Source organism: Gilvibacter sp., from assembly GCF_013214815.1.
Lineage (GTDB): Bacteria > Bacteroidota > Bacteroidia > Flavobacteriales > Flavobacteriaceae > Gilvibacter.
Window position 1 is genome coordinate 1 of the sequence record NZ_JABSPU010000059.1, and the last position, 16,559, is coordinate 16,559.

Consider the following 16,559-nt stretch of genomic DNA (forward strand, 5'->3'; position numbering starts at 1 on the left):
GACCATCGGTACACCAGAGGTACATACCTTGACTATTTTGGATGACGATGGTTCTTACGCTTTGCCTTATACAGAATCTTTTGAGACTGACGGGGCTGGGGTTCGTTATGCCCTGAGCAATCCAGAGTTTATTCGGTCTGGCTTTGATGACTATTTCTCACGTGCACAGTTGTCTGATTTAGCTTTTACTCCTGCATCTGAAGCAGTGACATTCTCAGGTTCTCCAGACGGGACTTTTTTCTTTGCCGCTCAAGATATTGACGGCCAAGCAGGTTATACGAGTAATCAGACTTTAACCATTACAGGGATTGATATTACTGGTGGCATCAATTTAGAATTGGATATTTTGATAGCGGAAGATGACGAAGGTGCCAATGAAGATTGGGATGCTACAGGAGATCAACTCTTAATAGAATACCAAATTGATGGTGGAGGTTATCAAAATCTATTAGCTGTCGAGGCTGATATTTCATCTGGTTCTAACAGTCAACCCGCCTTAGATACTGATTTTGATGGAGTAGGAGACGGAACCGTGATCACGGATACGTGGACTAACTTCAACGCACCCATTACTGGAACAGGGACTACCTTGGATATTCGAATTACCTTTAATTTGAACTCAGACGATGAAGACATCGCTATAGATAACATAAGAATCACCAGTAACTAAACATAAAAAAAGGGCCGCTAAGGCCCTTTTTTAATTTTACAATTCTATTTGAATTATCCCTGCTTTTGGATCTCCACTTGATGTGGGTAAGGAATTTCAATACCAGCAGCATCTAAAGCGAACTTAGCGTTTTCAAGGGTGTTGAAGTAAACCGTCCAATAGTCTTCGGTCTTCACCCAAGGACGCACAGCGAAGTTAACAGAGCTGTCGGCAAGCTCAGACACGTCTACTGTAGGAGCGGGATTGCTCAAAACCTCTGCTTGATCGGTCAGTACTTTCATTAGAACCTCTTTGGTCTGTTTGATATCTGAATCATATGAAACACCAATAGTGTGACGGATCTGTAGTGTTCCTTCGGCAGAATAATTAATGATGTTTCCATTAGAAAGTGCTCCGTTAGGAACAATGATCAATTTGTTTTCTGGTGACGTCAGTTTGGTGGTAAAGATCTCGATCTCCTTAACCACACCGAGTTCTCCTTGCCCTTCAATAAGATCTCCCACTTTAAACGGTTTGAAGATCATGATCATCACCCCACCCGCAAAGTTGGAAAGCGAGCCTTGAAGTGCCATACCTATGGCCAAACCGGCTGCAGCTAATACAGCAGCAAAAGAGGTGGTCTCAATTCCAAGGTTGGCTAGAATCGCGAGAATGAGTAATACTTTTAGGATCCATCCGCAGAGATTCAACAAGAATTTCTGTAGACTTTCCTCATAACTCGACTTGTTCATGGCTCTGCGCGCCAAACCCAGCAGTCTTTTGATAATCCAGGATCCAACGATCCATATCACTATGGCTCCAATGACCTTGAGGCCGTATTCGGTAGCTAATTCACTAGCTTGATCTATAATTTTATCAGTATCCATTGTGTATGTTTTATGTAAATGTACGATTGCTTTTGAAAAATCATAGTGCAGTCATTTAATTTTTATATCATTACAATGTAAATTGCAAAAAAGTTCGATAAACTTCAATCACCAACCAATTATGAATGTTTGTTTTATCATGTATCCTTGGGAGGATATGGACCCAGAGAACGACACTACCTTGTCGCTCATTCATGAATTTGTACGCCGCGGTCACGGTACGGCCATAACAACGCCTGCTAATTTGACCATTCGCGACAGTGTGGCCTATGCCTTTTGTCGTTGTATAAAGCGTCCAGAAAGAGTTTCTAAAAATTTAAAATCCTTCCACGCCAAAACGGAACTCTATGAAGAGATGCTTCCTTTGGCCGGTTTTGACGTGATCATTTTAAGATCGAATCCACCTTTGGATATGATCATGTTAAACTTCTTGGATTCTGTAAAGGATGATGTTTTCATCATGAATGATTTGGACGGTATCCGCAGAGCTAATAACAAGCTTTACACAGCGGTTTTTGAGGATGAGAATAATGAGATCATTCCGCGTACGCACGTTACCAAGAACAAGGAATACCTCAAAAAGATCATTAAGGAAGGTCCGGACAAGATGATCCTTAAACCTTTGAATGGCTTTGGAGGATCTGGTGTCATCCTTATTGAGAAGCGCGCTATGTTAAGTATAAACTCGCTTTTAGACTTCTATATCGATAACAATGACGGTACGACCAACTATGTAATTTTACAAGAATATATTGAAGGTGCAGATCAAGGAGACGTGAGAATCCTTTTACTCAATGGACGCCCAATTGGCGCCATGAAGCGCGTGCCTGGTGAAGAAGATCACCGCTCTAATGTGAGCGCTGGTGGTTCGGTACAAAAACACAGCCTAACTAAGCAAGAAAAAGAACTCTGCCGTAGAATCGGACCCAAATTGGTCAAAGACGGACTTTATTTTGTAGGGATCGATGTGATCAACGGCAAGCTGGTTGAAGTGAATGTGATGTCTCCTGGAGGAATTACATACATCAACAAAGTATACAAATCACGCCTGCAAGAAAAGGTGATCGACTTTGTTGAGGATAAGGTTTTAGAACGCGTAAAAGCGTTTGAACGCCGCACCAAACTGCGCAAACACGTGGATGAAGCCTAATGGAAAGACTCAGCGTAGATCAAATTATAGCCCACATCCAAGCGGAGCGGCCTTTTCATGCCGTAGCGGAGGATTATTCTTTTACCCTGAAGATCGACGATTATGCGCCCTACGTTTGCGGCGCTGTACACGATGGACATCAATTTAGGGAAGAACTTTGGGACAATTGCCTGCATACAGAATACGAACGTTGGTTCGAGGAAGATCCGGAGACCAAGAATATGGTCATTAGCCACCCCATTGTAATAGCCGGCTGTGATTCGCGTTTTGAGTACGATTTGAATCGCGCGCCAGAATCCGCTATCTATCAGGATGCTTGGGGGAAGAAGCTTTGGAGAGCTCCTTTGGATCCCAACATGAAGCAACGAAGCCTTGACAAGCACCACAATTTCTATCGAGTGGTCCAAGCTTTGATCGATCAATTGGAGCGCAAGCACAAAAGTGTGATTGTCTATGATATGCACTCTTACAATTGGCGTCGCTGGGATCGGGAAGTGCCTGTGATCAATTTAGGTACTAAAAACATTGATAACGATCGTTTTGGCGCACATGTTGAATCATGGCGTGTGAGTTTGAGCGAGCTGGTTATCCCATGCGGAATAGAAGCGACCTCCAAGATCAACGACACCTTTGAAGGTAATGGCTACTTTTTAAAATACATTACCCAACATTTTGACAATACTTTAGTACTGGCCACGGAATACAAAAAGATCTATTGTGATGAGCTCAAACAGATCATTTATCCCGAGGTAGTACACGCGATCGAAGAGCAGATGAGAGACCGCGTAAAGGCCCATGCTACGGCCTTTTACAATGAATTTTCGCGTTAATTTATGATTGATTCCCTAAAAGAGACCCATCCGAAGTTATTTGAAATAGATCAGCAATTGCACAAATTGGTGCGTAAGATTGAATTGTTGAACTATGTCAATCCGATCAATATAGAAGATCAAAAGCGACAGTTCTTTGCGCATCGCTACAATTTGGAACCAAACTTTCGCTATCGCAAGATCGATTTTGATCCGCATTTGTTGCAGCGCGAACTCTATTCCATAAAGATCGATGAGTTAGAAGATCAGGCCAGTTACAGCTTTTACAAAGAAGTAATTGATGAATACTCTGCACTGATTAAATGTATTGAGACCATTGGGCAAGGGAAGAAATTCTATTACAATTCCCTCCGTAGCTTTGGAACGCCAAGACAAAGAGACGTTGAAAATGCACGTTTTATTTTGCATTTTGAAGACGAGGTTTACAACAATGAAATGTTCCCCGTCTATGGGGTAGAAGAGGCTGAAGCCTATTTTAAAGAATTCACCAAACGCTACGACTTTAAATTCAAGATCAAGCTGAGCACTAAACTAAGTGCCGCGGCCATGGTGCTGAACAATACCCAGACCTTGGTTTTGAAAAAGAATCACCGCTTTAGTGCCAATCAGCTTAAAGTATTGGCCAATCACGAGATCGGGGTACATATGGTGACCACCTTTAACGGAATGCGACAACCCGTTCAGCTTTTCTTTAACGGCTTTCCAAACAATGTGGAGACTCAAGAAGGCTTGGCGGTAATGAGCGAGTATATGAGTGATTGCTTAACGCTGTATCGTTTAAAAGAGCTCGCGTATCGCGTTTTAGCGGTAGACAGTCTGCTTAAAGGATATAACTTCTGCGACACCTTTGATCTGCTTTATGCCCAGTATAAACTCAATAAGGATGAAGCCTTCTCTATAGCTTTACGCGTGCATCGCGGTGGCGGATATACCAAAGATTATCTTTACTTGACAGGTTTGAAGAAGATCTATGATTTCTATCACCGCGGAGAAGATCTCAATACCTTACTCACCGGTAAAGTGACCTTAGAGAATAAACCGCTCATTGATCTGTGGCTTAAAGAAGGGATTGCGCTAGGGCCAAAGTACCATAATCACGCTTTTGAAAAGAATGACAACACCAATACCAAGATCGATTTCATCTTACAGAACTTAAAATAAAAAAGGCCCGCTCGGGGCCTTTCTTTTTAGAGATTGATCATTTCTTCTTTTGGGTGTTTTACGGTAAAGCTAAAGCTCTTTTCTCCCGTAGCTTTCGGCGGCAGTTTTAAAGTCCAACGTATGATTCCTGTCTGTTCATTGTACTTTCCATCGCCATAGGCCATATCTTCAACCTTGATCTCTTTGTTTTGAGAGATCGGGATTCGATCTTCAATGATCAACTCCACATCAATAGGTTTGTTGTTCTTTACCGTGATCTCATAAGCGCGATCCAGTACTCGATTTCCACCCAAGAAGGACTTGCTTTTAAAATTCTGCTTCTCCTTACGTGCAATGACAATGGCATTGTCTGGCCCTAAGGAAACTTGAATTCCCTTGCTAGCCACATTTGGATTGATAAGCGTCTTTCCTGCAAAGTTCCCATCAAAGTAGATATTGGCTTCTCCTTGCAAAAGATCATAAGCTTCCCAATTCTTGATCTTTGCCGTTAGAAATACATTTTCATTAAGCCCAGGAGCGGCATAATAACTGAAGTCTGCAGCCAATTCAAATTTATCCAGATCAATCGCGGTGATCTTAGCATCTGAATTGATGGTGTGCGACTTTGGAATCTCAAAACGCATGGTAGTTAAGCCGGCAAATTTCACATTCCCAACGCCCGTCAAGCCTTCCCCAGACTTGGTAGTGATCACCACCACACCGTTGCGCCCGGCGGTTCCATAAAGCGTGGCCGCTGCATTTCCTTTCAGGACGTTCACGTCAACAATATCCTCAGGCTGTATGTTTAAAAAGCTTGTGGATCCTAGACTCCCTTCTAAATTCAAAGCATCTGAACTGTAAGGGATCCCATCAATAATGAACAAGGCCTTATCAGATCCGGTAAGGCTGCTGTAGCCTCTAATAACCACACTAGTCGCGCTTCCACTAACTCCGCTTTGCGCGGTAATATTAACACCAGATGCTTTGCCACTCAATGCGCTGGCAACTCCGTATTGACTATAGCCTGCAAGATCGTCTGCTGTAACGGTTGATACGGCATACCCTAAGGCCTTTGCTTCTCTGCGAATACCTTGAGCAATGACGACTACTTCTTCTAAAGCTTCTGGATCTACCTGCATTTGTAGGTCCATGCGTGAAGCGTGAATAGGAATCACTACAGATTCAAAACCGATATAGCTATAGACTAAATTACGTCCACCTTGAATGTTTAGCGTATAATTCCCGTCAAAATCGGTTTGCGTTCCGTTGGAGGTGTTCTGTTCAATGATATTTACCCCAGGTAAGGGTAGCCCAGAATCATCCACAACGGTTCCGCTTACTTTTCGAATGGTAGGATTGTACTTCACAGCACTGCTTTGTGCAGGTAAACTGCTGCTAAAGCTAGCTCCAAAGTTTAAGTATTTAGGTGATAAAACAGGTTTGGTGTTGTTGGTAGTTGGATCTCCGGTCGATAGGATCAGGTTGATGTCTTTCCAGTCCGAACCGGTTTGTTGATATACATTGGCTTTGTAAAGAATGTCCACAGGAGCCGTAGTGCTGGTAGCGCGAATATCATAAGTAGGGTACCAGCCCGCAGTTGCGACGGTATAACTCACACTTAGCTCAATTGCTGTTGCTACAGGTGCATCGATAATAAATTCAATAACTCCGCGCTTTTCATTCTTATCGGTCTGCAATGCGGTCATTTCTCGGTATAGATCCACTTTGATCAGTTTTAAACTGTCAATCTCGTACTGAAGATTCAACAACTCATTATTGATGGTGATGGTGCGATCTCTGTAATACTGCGTCATTTCTTTAACGCGTTCAATCGAGATATTGCTCTGATCTCCATGAATCACTTGATTTTTTCCTAGGATCTTGAGTTCTTCTTTATAACCGGCAACGGTATTATTGATAAATTTAATGGAGCGCTCAATCTGATCTTGTTTGAGTTGAAGCGCTTGATAAGTCTGTGATGGCGCTTTTTTCTCCAGGTAATCAATTCTATAGAGAATGGAACGCACACTGGCGTTGTTCAGACCGGAGATCTGGATGGAATTCTCGTCAATATCTGGCGCAAGATCCTTTAAGAGTAGGCTGTTTTCACCGCTTTTTAAAAAGACACTACCGCTGCGAGTTACCGTAGCACCCTCGCGATAAACAGTTACGGATTCTATTGTAGTTTCAACCGGTTTCTTTTCTGTGGCCCAACCCGAAAGGCTCAATAATACTAGGAGTAAAGGTATAATTCTTCTCATGGCGATACATTTTAGTTTGTGTAAAACTAGCCTGAGAATTAGGGGGCAACAAGATAGAATGATTGAACAGTGCTTTTGACTAAGCCTGTCTCGCTAGTGGATGAGGGATCAAAGAAATTTGGCCTTCAATTCAGGAGTTGGGATCATACAACTCTCTTTTTTACCATACCACTTATAGCGGTTGCGCGCAATAAAGTCATACACCCAATTTCTAATAAAGTTCGGGATGATCATGAAGCCGTAGAGCAGGGGATACCCACCCTTCATGTATTTGGCAATACGCAAGGCTGCAGAAGATTTGGTGTAGGCTTTACCTTGATCTATGAGGATGATGGAATCTACCTGAGCCGTGTCAATACCGTGTTCGGCAACTAAGGCTTGCCCAATATCACTTTGCAAGGCAGCAAATCTAAAACGGTCTTTCGGGTCGCGTTTGATCACATAGGTCACCGCGCCATTACAGAGGTTACAAACCCCATCAAACAGAATTATTTTATGTCCGTCTGCCTGACTCATACTTTCTCCAATTGGGTTACCGATACTTTAGTCGTAAAGATACCGTAATTCACTACAGCGGTATCTTTTTCAATGGAATCTAAGGTTCCAATGGCTTTGCCATCGATCATGCGCACGCGGTCTCCAATCTTTGGCAGTACCTTAGGTTTGGCGGCCTCTTGCTTGGTTTGCTGCGCTTTTTCTTTCTTTTTGCGCTTGCGAATCACCGCCATCTCTTTTTCTACCTCTTCTTTAAGCTGATGCTTTTTAGCCTTGTCTTCCTTTTTCTTCGCTGGAGCTTTAGGTTTATTGACGGGTTTGCGCTTGGCATTCTCCACAGCGACCAACTTCATGATTTCGTCAATGAGCTGGCGTTTGCGTTTGTGGTTGGCAAAAGAAGCCGCAATAGCATCGATCTTTTTTCCCAATTGGATCATGCGCTGTTGGCTATCAAAGAGTTCTTGATAGCGCTCTAGCTTCTGTTGTACTTTTTGCTGGGTTTCTTCCAGCTGACGGGTTTCTTCTTTGGCCTTTTCTGCTTCGGATTTTAAACTGGCCGTGGTTTTGCGGATCTCCGAGCGTTCTTTTTGCAGATTGGCAATGGTCTTGTCAAAGCGAACCTTTCCGGCAGCGATTTTCTTTTTAGCCCGATTGATGAGTCCATAGGGGATTCCGTTCTTTTGAGCGACCTCAAAGGTGTAAGAACTTCCCGCTTCTCCTGTAAAAAGGGTATAAAGCGGCTCTAGCGACTTAGGATCAAACTGCATATTGGCATTCAAGGCATGCGGCAATTCACTGGCCAACAGCTTGAGATTGGTATAGTGGGTGGTTATGATTCCAAAAGCCTCACGCTCATAGAACTCTTCCAAAAAGGTTTCTGCCAAAGCTCCTCCTAGTTCTGGATCAGATCCGGTTCCAAACTCATCGATCAGGAATAAGGTCTTTCCGTTGCATTTCTTGAGGAAGTAGTTCATTTGCTTGAGTCGGTAGCTGTAGGTACTCAAGTGATTGTCAATGGACTGATTGTCTCCAATATCACTCAAAACCCGGTCAAACCAACCAAAACTACTGGTCGGATCCACTGGAACTAAAATTCCAGACTGCAACATGAGCTGTAACAAGCCGACTGTTTTTAAGGTAATACTCTTTCCCCCAGCATTAGGCCCAGAGATCACAATGATGCGTTTGTCATTGGTCAAACTCAAAGTCTGCGGAATGGTCTTCTCCTTTCGCTTGGCATTGCTGACCAATAAAAGCGGATGGTAGGCATCCTTGAGTATCAACTGCTTTTCACCGGCAATTCTAGGCTTGCAAGCGTTAATGGACAAGGCGTATTTGGCCTTGGCATAGAGCACATCGATCTGTGTCAAATAAGACTGACCATCTCGTAGATCTTCTAATGAAGGGCGGTGCAGGTCGGTGAGTTCCTTGAGAATCTTTTTAATAGCCTCGGCTTCTTCATAGAGCAGGTTGCTGAGTTCGTTCTCGTATTCTAAAGTAGCTCGAGGTTCCATATAAACAATACTTCCTGTTTTAGAACTCCCTACAACTACGCCTTTTACCTTTCTGCGGTGCATGGCTTTTACCGCCAATACACGTTTGCCTTCCACAACACTTTCACGAATCTCATCCAAATGGTCACTTTTGATCGCAGCAGTCAAAGCGCGATTAAAGGAACTGCTGATCTGCCCACGTACGTGCTTGAGGCGCTTACGGACCTCAAAGAGCTGCTCTGAGGCATCGTCCTTGATCAAGCCATGTCTGTCAACTACTTGATCAATTGCGGCCTTTAAATGAACGCATAGTACCACAGCCTCGGCTTGATCGTGCAGTTCAACATAGAACTCTCTATTCTTTTTTAAAAAGCGTTGCAAGGTGTCAATAGTGGCGATCTGCGCTGCGATCTTTCTAAAGCCTTCGAGTTCTATCTGGCTATTTTCAATATCCAAAAGATGGATTTCCCGGTCTATAGAATCAAAACCGTGATTGGGAATACGGTTGTCTCCACTGAGCGAAGCCAAGAATTCTCGCGTCTGTTCTAAGGCCACAAGTGCAGGGGCTTTGCTCTTAAAAGGCTGCAAAGCACCGACGGCTTCTTTACCAGAAGCGGTGATACAACCCTCGGCAATATGCTCCAGCATTTGCGGAAACTCGAGATCTTCTAATGTCTTTTTAGGTATTGAAACCACCTTGAGATTATATTGTAAATTCGTGTTTTAAAAGGCTATAAAAATACGCATTATGCAGGTAAAAATCGAACCCAGTTGGTCTTCTGTATTAGAAGCTGAATTTGAAAAAGACTATTTCAAGTCTTTGACCGATTTTGTCCGCAGCGAATATCAGCAGCATACGTGTTATCCACCGGGTAAACTAATTTTCAACGCCTTTAATGCTACTCCCTTTGACCAGGTCAAAGTGGTGATCATTGGTCAAGACCCTTATCACGGGCCTGGTCAGGCTGAAGGCCTATGCTTTTCGGTCCCATCAGGAATTGCCATTCCACCATCTTTGGTCAATATTTACAAGGAATTGGAGTCGGATATTGATTTCACGGCGCCGAATCGCGGCAATCTAAAACATTGGGCCGACCAGGGAATCCTTTTACTCAACGCAACTTTGACGGTTAGAGCTCATCAAGCGGGTTCTCATCAGAATAAAGGTTGGGAACAATTCACCGATGCTGTGATTCAACATTTGAATGATAAACGAGAAGGACTTGTATTTCTGCTCTGGGGCGGTTACGCCAAAAAGAAAGGCCGTAAAATTAACCGTGATCAGCATTTAGTGATGGAAACAGGACATCCTTCACCACTCAGTGCGAACCGAGGCTATTGGTTTGGCAATAAACATTTTAGTAAAACAAACGACTATTTGGAAACCCGGGGAAAGGCTCCCATTAACTGGTAATGGCGATGGTTGATTATTCCTCCTCTGGAACCTCCACTTCGCTACAGTCGTTACAAGAGAACTGAAGTAATAGGAAGTTGGTCAGAAGTAATCCGCCTAATATGATCAAGAAGTAAGTCATCCCTCAATTGTTAATTAGTCTCTAATTAGATGCGGGATTTCCTAAAGGGTTGCGCTGAAGCCCAAAAAAAGTTTAAAAAAAAGACTGTGTCTGTTTAAATTATAGCTTTACTCAGCTGAAAACGTGTAGTTTAGATCAAAAAGAATTCTGTCAGTTTCTATCTTTTCTTCAATGAGATCGAGCTTTAAAAGCTGATCCTGAACCTGTGCGACCTGCTCTTGCGTCAAATTTTGTTGACTCCATTGGGTCTGAGACAACCACAATTGAATGTCTTCCAGTTTTTGATCGTAGCGGTTAGCCAGCATTCTGTCAATGGCTGGAATTTGCTTAAACTCATAAGTAGTAGTGTTGATAATCTCCAGAATGGCACGAACCAGTTCCGGTTGATTATCCAGGAGTTCCTCACGGACCGCGATTACAAAGCAAGGCCAGGGAGTTGGGCATTCGCCAACAATTCTAAAGAGTCCAGAATCTACATAGGGTTTGGTAGTGAATTTCTCCCACATGAAATAGTCACCAATACCTTGAGGTAACTTTTCCAAAGCGCCACTTAAATTTTTTACCAGTTCAAAATCAAGGTCTTTTTCCAAATCCCATCCCTCTTGTTGGGCATGTACATAGGCCATTAAGTGAGAACCTGAGCCAAATCGGCTGATCGCTGCCTTGGTTCCCTTGAGATCTTCAACGCTTTGATATTCTGACTCCGCAGCCACGTGAATACCCCAACGCAAAGGAGAAGAAACAAATACCTGAACGATCTTAGAAGGATTCCCTTTGGCAATATCTGCAATGATACCCTCTGTTAAGATCACAGCCATGTCTATGGAGCCTTCTCTCAGCGCTTTGCACATGGCGCCAGTACCACCTGGAAAGTCTTGCCAACGCAAATTGATTCCCTCTGGATAGTACGCCTTTTCACGTAAGGTTAAATACCAAGGCAGGTTAAAATGTTCTGGAACTCCTCCGATCTTTAAATTCGTCATCTTGCTAATTCATTTAAGGCAATAGCTATCAATCGGTCGATAGCGGCCCCGGCATCCTTACTAAATGTTTCCAATTCTCTATTGGCCAAGATCACATTGAGCGATAATGCCTTGTGCCCCAATAGTTCTGCCATGGCATAAATACCAGCAGTTTCCATCTCCAAGTTCAAAATGCGTTTGCCTTCAAATTCAAAGGCTTTCATGGCCCCGTTGAGTTCTGGTTGTGCCAATGGAATACGCAAACTTCTGCCTTGTGGCCCGTAGAAACCTACATTGGTCACCGTTATTCCAGCTTGGAAGCCCGCATGAACAAAACGATCCAATAGCGTGGCATCAGCGGCAACGCAATAAGGATCGGAGAGGGGAGCACTCCATTGAGAAGCCTTCATAAATGATTGGCTTAATGATGTATTGAAACGCCCTTGATGGTCGTAGAAGTAAACAAAATTGTCAAAGCCAATTGCGTTTGCGCTCACTACTAAAGAATCCAGCGGAATGTCTTCCTGTAGCCCTCCGCAGGTACCAATACGCACAATGTCTAAAGAAGTATGGGTGTCTTTTACCTTACGTGTTTTTAGGTCGATATTGACCAGTGCGTCTAATTCCGTGAGCACAATATCTATATTGTCCGTGCCTATCCCTGTAGAGATCACGGTGAGTTCCTTTCCGAGATAGGTCCCCGTATGAGTTACAAACTCGCGCTTATTGGTTTTAAAGCGAATGGAATCAAAATGTGCAGAGACTTTTGAGACGCGCTCTGGGTCACCAACAGTGATGATCGTAGAGGCAATATCCTCTGGCTTTAAGTGGAGGTGGTATACGCTGCCGTCGGGGTTTAGAACCAATTCCGATTCTGGAATATCCATAGTCTTCAATAATTATCCGCCAACGCGTTTTACTTGGAAACCTTGAGCTTTCAAAAACTCCATGATCTTATCCCGATAATCACCTTGAATAATGATCTGTTCGTCTTTAATACCCCCACCAACACTGAGCAACTGTTTGATCTTTTTGGCCAAGAGTTTGAAATCAGAAGCGGCACCGGTATAACCCGCTATGATGGTTGTGGGCTTACCGCGACGTTTTTCGTATTTGCAAAGCAGGGGCTCGTCCTGAATCCAAAATTCTGGTTTTGGTTGATTGCCCTTGTCTTCACTGGGCTGCGGAACGTGATCCGGGAACAAATTCTTTAATTGGTCTTGCAGATCCATTTACTTCTTAATTAGGCCAATATCCACCAAGCGTTCGTGCAAAAACTCTCCAGCGGTAATGTCGTCAAAGGCTTTGGGGTGCTGCTCATCCACACATTCTGGCATGCAATCCAGACGCATATCGCTTCTCGGGTGCATAAAAAATGGAATGGAATAGCGAGGCTGATCCCATTGTTCCTTAGGTGGATTCACCACGCGGTGAATGGTAGAGCGCAATTTATTATTGGTATGTCTTTCCAACATATCGCCCACATTGATCACCAATTCGTCTTCATTTGGGATAGCATCGATCCATTCTCCATCTTTGCGAAGTACTTGTAAACCTCCTGTGGAAGCTCCCATCAATAGGGTAATCAAGTTGATGTCCCCGTGTGCACCTGCTCGTACGGCACCATCCGGCTCTTCAGTAATGGGAGGGTAGTGGATGGGTCTTAGGATGCTGTTTCCATTGCTGGCCCAGTGATCAAAATAATGCTCATCCACACCAATATATAAGGCCAAAGCTCGTAGAACATATATTCCAGTCTTTTCTAGCATACGGTAGGCCTCCATCCCAGTTGCGTTAAACTCAGGAAGTTCGCTGACCTGTACGTTATCGGGGTATTCTTCAATTAAATTAGCATCGGCGCTTGGTTCTTGACCAAAGTGCCAAAACTCTTTTAAGTCTCCTTTCTTTCTGCCTTTAGCGTGTTCTTTTCCAAAAGAAATATAACCGCGCTGCCCACCAAGACCTTCAATTTCATACTGTTGCTTGGTCTCCAGAGGTAGGGCAAAAAAGGTCTTTACTTGTTTGTAAAGCTGATCAACCAGTTCATCAGTGAGGAAGTGGTTCTTTAAAGAGACAAAACCGATTTCTTCATAAGCGGTTCCGATTTGATCTACAAACTGTTGTTTTCGAGTTGGATCTTCTGATAAAAAGTCAGCCAGATCAACGCTTGGAATATTGTTCATGTCAGTGGATTAATTGCGAGTACAAATATATCAAAATTCCCGCTCATTCGTTAAATAATGGGGCTTTAGCTCGATTTTATATCTCGGATCGATTCGGCCAAAATAAATCAAAAGCGCTGTGATGCATCGACTTAATTTTTCTACATTTGACCAGAAGAAATCACCTATGAAATCTACTGCAGAGCATAGCATACCTTTTGATTATTCGATCGATGGACTCGATAACGAAACCCTGATCTCCTTATACAAACGCATGTTAAAACCTCGCCTGATCGAGGAAAAGATGCTTATCTTATTAAGACAAGGTAAGATATCCAAATGGTTCAGTGGTATAGGTCAAGAGGCTATTTCTGTTGGAGTCGCTTCTGTTTTATCCAAGGAAGAATACATCCTTCCCATGCACCGCAATTTGGGTGTATTTACTACGCGTGAGATTCCATTACATCGTCTATTTGCGCAGTGGCAAGGAAAAGCCAGTGGTTTTACCAAAGGAAGAGACCGCAGTTTTCACTTTGGAACGCAGCAGTATAAGATCGTAGGGATGATCTCCCACTTAGGACCACAGTTTGGCGTTGCTGATGGCATTGCCCTCGGAAATTTACTCAAAGAGAATAAGCAGATTTGCGCGGTATTTACTGGAGAAGGAGGAACCAGTGAGGGAGATATACACGAGGCCTTGAATGTAGCCTCTGTTTGGAGTTTGCCCGTATTATTCTGTATTGAAAACAACGGCTACGGACTTTCTACACCAACTTCTGAACAATACAATTGTGAGCATTTGGCCGATCGCGGAAAAGGCTACGGTATGGAGGCTCACATTATTGAGGGCAATAATATCCTTGAAGTATACAAACAGCTAAAAGCCATTACGGATGATATGCGGGAGAACCCACGTCCGGTATTAGTAGAGTTCAAGACCTTTAGAATGCGCGGGCATGAGGAAGCTAGTGGAACCAAATACGTCCCAAAAGAATTGATGGACACTTGGGCGGCTAAGGATCCCGTTGAAAACTTTGCTGCTTTTCTGCAGGCTGAAGGTATTTTGACCGAGACGCAAATCAACAGCTTTAAAGACGAAATTGTTCAGGAGATCAATGAGAATTTGGACATTGCCTTTGGAGAAGAGGCTATAAGTTCAACTGAGAGTAATGAATTAAATGATGTGTTTAAATCATTTGATTACCAACATATTGAAAAAAATTCAAATACCGAAGAAATCCGTTTTGTCGATGCCATTGCACAAGGCTTAAAGCAAAGTATGGAACGCCATGAGAATTTAGTGATCATGGGGCAAGACATAGCCGAATACGGCGGGGTTTTTAAAATCACCGAAGGCTTTTTAGAGCAGTTTGGGAAAGGACGTGTTCGCAATACGCCTATTTGCGAATCTGCCATTGTTTCTGCCAGTATGGGCTTGGCCATTAACGATCATAAAGCGGTTATGGAAATGCAATTTGCAGATTTTGTGACCTCAGGCTTTAACCCAATTGTCAATTATTTGGCAAAATCCCATTACCGATGGGCTCAAGCTGCAGATGTTGTGGTACGCATGCCTTGCGGCGCTGGAGTTGGAGCAGGACCCTTCCACAGTCAAACCAATGAAGCCTGGTTTACGCATACTCCAGGACTTAAAGTAGTTTATCCTGCTTTTCCTGCGGATGCAAAGGGATTGTTGGCCACGGCCATTGAAGATCCAAACCCGGTGATGTTCTTTGAACACAAGGCCTTGTATAGAAGCATTAGGCAAGAGGTTCCAACTGATTATTACACACTTCCTATTGGCAAGGCAGCGCAACTCAACGAGGGAACGGATATCAGCATTATAACCTATGGTGCCGGAGTGCATTGGGCTTTGCATGAAATTCAACAACGCCCTGAGGTTTCCATCGATCTTATTGACTTAAGAACCCTACAGCCTTTAGATACTGAAGCCATTTATGAATCCGTAAAACGCACCGGTAAAGTCTTGTTGCTGCAAGAGGATTCCATGTTTGGTGGTATTGCTTCAGATATATCAGCATTAATTGCCGAACATTGCTTTGAGCATTTGGATGGCCCAATTGTTCGTGTGGCCAGTTTAGAAACGCCCATTCCTTTTGCCGGAGCACTAGAAAAGAATTATTTACCCCAACAACGCCTCAACACTGCCATAGACAAGCTTTTGGCATATTAACTAATAATTACAAGCTATGGCAATGACTCCTGCTGAGATCCAAGAATGTTTACCCTACAGCCATCCCTTTTTGTTTGTGGATGAACTGCTAAGTGTAGATGATAATGGAGCCTCAGGACATTATACCTTTCCAGAGGATTCCTATTTTTATAAAGGACACTTTCCAGAGTTCCCAATTACTCCAGGGGTTATACTCACTGAATGCATGGCGCAAATAGGCGTGGTTGCCTTTGGGATCTATTTGTATAATTTGGATCATCCCGGGGCGCGTATCCGTATGGTTAATCCAGAACCTATTGATGTAAGTATCGCTTTGGCAGACACCTATATTGACTTTAAAACCCCAGTGTTTCCAGGAGATAAGGTGAGTGTTCAGTCTACTTTAGTCTATTACCGATTCAACAAACTGAAGTGTGAAGTGATCATGCATAAAGAGGATGGGAAAATTGCTTGTAAGGGAACCATTAGCGGAGTGATCTTTCCGCATTCTAAGATGAAATCTTAAGGCCTTATGTCTGCCGCCCAATTCCAATCCAGACGCATTGCGGTAAAACTCAATAAGGCAGCACAACGCAGCGTTAAACAAGGACATCCTTGGATATTTCACGAATCTATTGCAAAGGCGAGTCCAGAGCCCGTAACGGGCGATCTGGCCGTGATCTACGACAACCATACTGATAAACTGATTGGTTTAGGGTATTTTGATTTGGAGTCGGCCATTAGAATCAAACTTCTACACAGCGGGAAAGGCGCCAATATTGATCGAGATTTCTTCAAAACAAGAATAGCCGAAGCCTATGC

At 43.4% G+C, this 16,559-nt stretch carries 15 protein-coding genes and 1 pseudogene; 8 read left to right on the top strand and 8 right to left on the bottom strand.

The genetic code is table 11. The features are described 5' to 3' along the window. The coding region (locus HRT75_RS11265; RefSeq protein WP_291186640.1) for a hypothetical protein at nt 1–670 on the top strand (670 nt) is incomplete at its 5' end. Nucleotides 671–723: 53 nt separating this feature from the next. Here the strand turns inward: HRT75_RS11265 and HRT75_RS11270 are convergent. After that, complete coding sequence (locus HRT75_RS11270; protein ID WP_291186642.1) at nt 724–1,536, bottom strand: mechanosensitive ion channel domain-containing protein; 813 nt, start codon at nt 1,534–1,536, stop codon at nt 724–726. A gap of 121 nt (nt 1,537–1,657) precedes the next feature. On the opposite strand from HRT75_RS11270, the gene gshB reads away from it, so the two are divergent. From gshB to HRT75_RS11285, 3 genes are read left to right on the top strand one after another with little or no spacing between them, the layout of a single operon-like run. Next, complete coding sequence (gshB, locus tag HRT75_RS11275) at nt 1,658–2,686, top strand: glutathione synthase (RefSeq protein ID WP_291186645.1); 1,029 nt, start codon at nt 1,658–1,660, stop codon at nt 2,684–2,686. After that, entirely contained in the window at nt 2,686–3,516 is an 831-nt protein-coding gene (locus HRT75_RS11280) for an N-formylglutamate amidohydrolase (RefSeq protein WP_291186649.1), read from the top strand. The genes gshB and HRT75_RS11280 overlap by 1 nt, the downstream gene beginning before the upstream one ends. A gap of 3 nt (nt 3,517–3,519) precedes the next feature. Next, on the top strand, nt 3,520–4,677 hold the full coding sequence (locus HRT75_RS11285; RefSeq protein ID WP_291186651.1) for a flavohemoglobin expression-modulating QEGLA motif protein: 1,158 nt from the start codon (nt 3,520–3,522) through the stop codon (nt 4,675–4,677). A gap of 26 nt (nt 4,678–4,703) precedes the next feature. Here HRT75_RS11285 and HRT75_RS11290 read toward each other — a convergent pair whose 3' ends face one another. From HRT75_RS11290 to HRT75_RS11300, 3 genes are all read right to left on the bottom strand, one after another. Further along, nucleotides 4,704–6,917: a mucoidy inhibitor MuiA family protein gene (locus HRT75_RS11290; RefSeq protein WP_291186654.1), complete on the bottom strand. Its 2,214-nt coding sequence runs from the start codon at nt 6,915–6,917 to the stop codon at nt 4,704–4,706. A 108-nt stretch (nt 6,918–7,025) separates the two neighbouring features. Beyond that, nucleotides 7,026–7,433, bottom strand: coding sequence for a thiol-disulfide oxidoreductase DCC family protein (locus HRT75_RS11295; protein ID WP_291186656.1), 408 nt, complete (start codon nt 7,431–7,433; stop codon nt 7,026–7,028). Then, complete coding sequence (locus HRT75_RS11300; RefSeq protein ID WP_291186659.1) at nt 7,430–9,601, bottom strand: DNA mismatch repair protein MutS; 2,172 nt, start codon at nt 9,599–9,601, stop codon at nt 7,430–7,432. The genes HRT75_RS11295 and HRT75_RS11300 overlap by 4 nt, the downstream gene beginning before the upstream one ends. Before the next feature lie 52 nt (nt 9,602–9,653). On the opposite strand from HRT75_RS11300, the gene ung reads away from it, so the two are divergent. After that, nucleotides 9,654–10,319 carry a uracil-DNA glycosylase gene (gene ung, locus HRT75_RS11305; RefSeq protein ID WP_291186661.1) on the top strand — a complete coding sequence of 222 codons (666 nt, stop codon included), beginning with the start codon at nt 9,654–9,656 and terminating at the stop codon, nt 10,317–10,319. 228 nt (nt 10,320–10,547) lie between these two features. Here the strand turns inward: ung and HRT75_RS11310 are convergent, their stop codons facing one another. The 4 genes from HRT75_RS11310 to HRT75_RS11325 are packed head-to-tail and all read right to left on the bottom strand — an operon-like array spanning nt 10,548 to nt 13,585. Continuing rightward, nucleotides 10,548–11,423, bottom strand: coding sequence for a substrate-binding domain-containing protein (locus HRT75_RS11310; RefSeq protein ID WP_291186663.1), 876 nt, complete (start codon nt 11,421–11,423; stop codon nt 10,548–10,550). Further along, nucleotides 11,420–12,289 (bottom strand): nucleoside phosphorylase, encoded by an 870-nt coding sequence (locus HRT75_RS11315; protein ID WP_291186666.1) that lies wholly within the window; start codon nt 12,287–12,289, stop codon nt 11,420–11,422. The genes HRT75_RS11310 and HRT75_RS11315 overlap by 4 nt, the downstream gene beginning before the upstream one ends. Before the next feature lie 12 nt (nt 12,290–12,301). Then, nucleotides 12,302–12,634 (bottom strand): translation initiation factor, encoded by a 333-nt coding sequence (locus HRT75_RS11320; RefSeq protein WP_291186668.1) that lies wholly within the window; start codon nt 12,632–12,634, stop codon nt 12,302–12,304. Further along, complete coding sequence (locus HRT75_RS11325) at nt 12,635–13,585, bottom strand: 2-oxoglutarate and iron-dependent oxygenase domain-containing protein (RefSeq protein WP_291186671.1); 951 nt, start codon at nt 13,583–13,585, stop codon at nt 12,635–12,637. Nucleotides 13,586–13,751: 166 nt separating this feature from the next. On the opposite strand from HRT75_RS11325, the gene HRT75_RS11330 reads away from it, so the two are divergent. The 3 genes and pseudogenes from HRT75_RS11330 to HRT75_RS11340 all read left to right on the top strand — a co-directional run. Beyond that, the gene (locus HRT75_RS11330) at nt 13,752–15,758 is read left to right on the top strand and encodes a dehydrogenase E1 component subunit alpha/beta (protein WP_291186674.1); all 2,007 of its coding nucleotides are present in this window, start codon (nt 13,752–13,754) and stop codon (nt 15,756–15,758) included. 16 nt (nt 15,759–15,774) lie between these two features. Beyond that, nucleotides 15,775–16,263, top strand: a complete 489-nt coding sequence (locus tag HRT75_RS11335; RefSeq protein ID WP_366665061.1) for a 3-hydroxyacyl-ACP dehydratase FabZ family protein — start codon at nt 15,775–15,777, stop codon at nt 16,261–16,263. A gap of 6 nt (nt 16,264–16,269) precedes the next feature. Then, nucleotides 16,270–16,559, top strand: a pseudogene (locus HRT75_RS11340) (class I SAM-dependent rRNA methyltransferase); the annotation flags it as partial.

Excerpts from the sequence above, each read along its gene's own strand:
- ung (WP_291186661.1), top strand. The coding sequence starts at position 9,654 with ATGCAGGTAAAAATCGAACCCAGTTGGTCTTCTGTATTAGAAGCTGAA.
- HRT75_RS11325 (WP_291186671.1), bottom strand. The coding sequence starts at position 13,585 with ATGAACAATATTCCAAGCGTTGATCTGGCTGACTTTTTATCAGAAGAT.
- gshB (WP_291186645.1), top strand. The coding sequence starts at position 1,658 with ATGAATGTTTGTTTTATCATGTATCCTTGGGAGGATATGGACCCAGAG.
- HRT75_RS11270 (WP_291186642.1), bottom strand. The coding sequence starts at position 1,536 with ATGGATACTGATAAAATTATAGATCAAGCTAGTGAATTAGCTACCGAA.
- HRT75_RS11335 (WP_366665061.1), top strand. The coding sequence starts at position 15,775 with ATGGCAATGACTCCTGCTGAGATCCAAGAATGTTTACCCTACAGCCAT.
- HRT75_RS11330 (WP_291186674.1), top strand. The coding sequence starts at position 13,752 with ATGAAATCTACTGCAGAGCATAGCATACCTTTTGATTATTCGATCGAT.
- HRT75_RS11310 (WP_291186663.1), bottom strand. The coding sequence starts at position 11,423 with ATGACGAATTTAAAGATCGGAGGAGTTCCAGAACATTTTAACCTGCCT.
- HRT75_RS11290 (WP_291186654.1), bottom strand. The coding sequence starts at position 6,917 with ATGAGAAGAATTATACCTTTACTCCTAGTATTATTGAGCCTTTCGGGT.
- HRT75_RS11320 (WP_291186668.1), bottom strand. The coding sequence starts at position 12,634 with ATGGATCTGCAAGACCAATTAAAGAATTTGTTCCCGGATCACGTTCCG.
- HRT75_RS11280 (WP_291186649.1), top strand. The coding sequence starts at position 2,686 with ATGGAAAGACTCAGCGTAGATCAAATTATAGCCCACATCCAAGCGGAG.
- HRT75_RS11285 (WP_291186651.1), top strand. The coding sequence starts at position 3,520 with ATGATTGATTCCCTAAAAGAGACCCATCCGAAGTTATTTGAAATAGAT.
- HRT75_RS11315 (WP_291186666.1), bottom strand. The coding sequence starts at position 12,289 with ATGGATATTCCAGAATCGGAATTGGTTCTAAACCCCGACGGCAGCGTA.
- HRT75_RS11295 (WP_291186656.1), bottom strand. The coding sequence starts at position 7,433 with ATGAGTCAGGCAGACGGACATAAAATAATTCTGTTTGATGGGGTTTGT.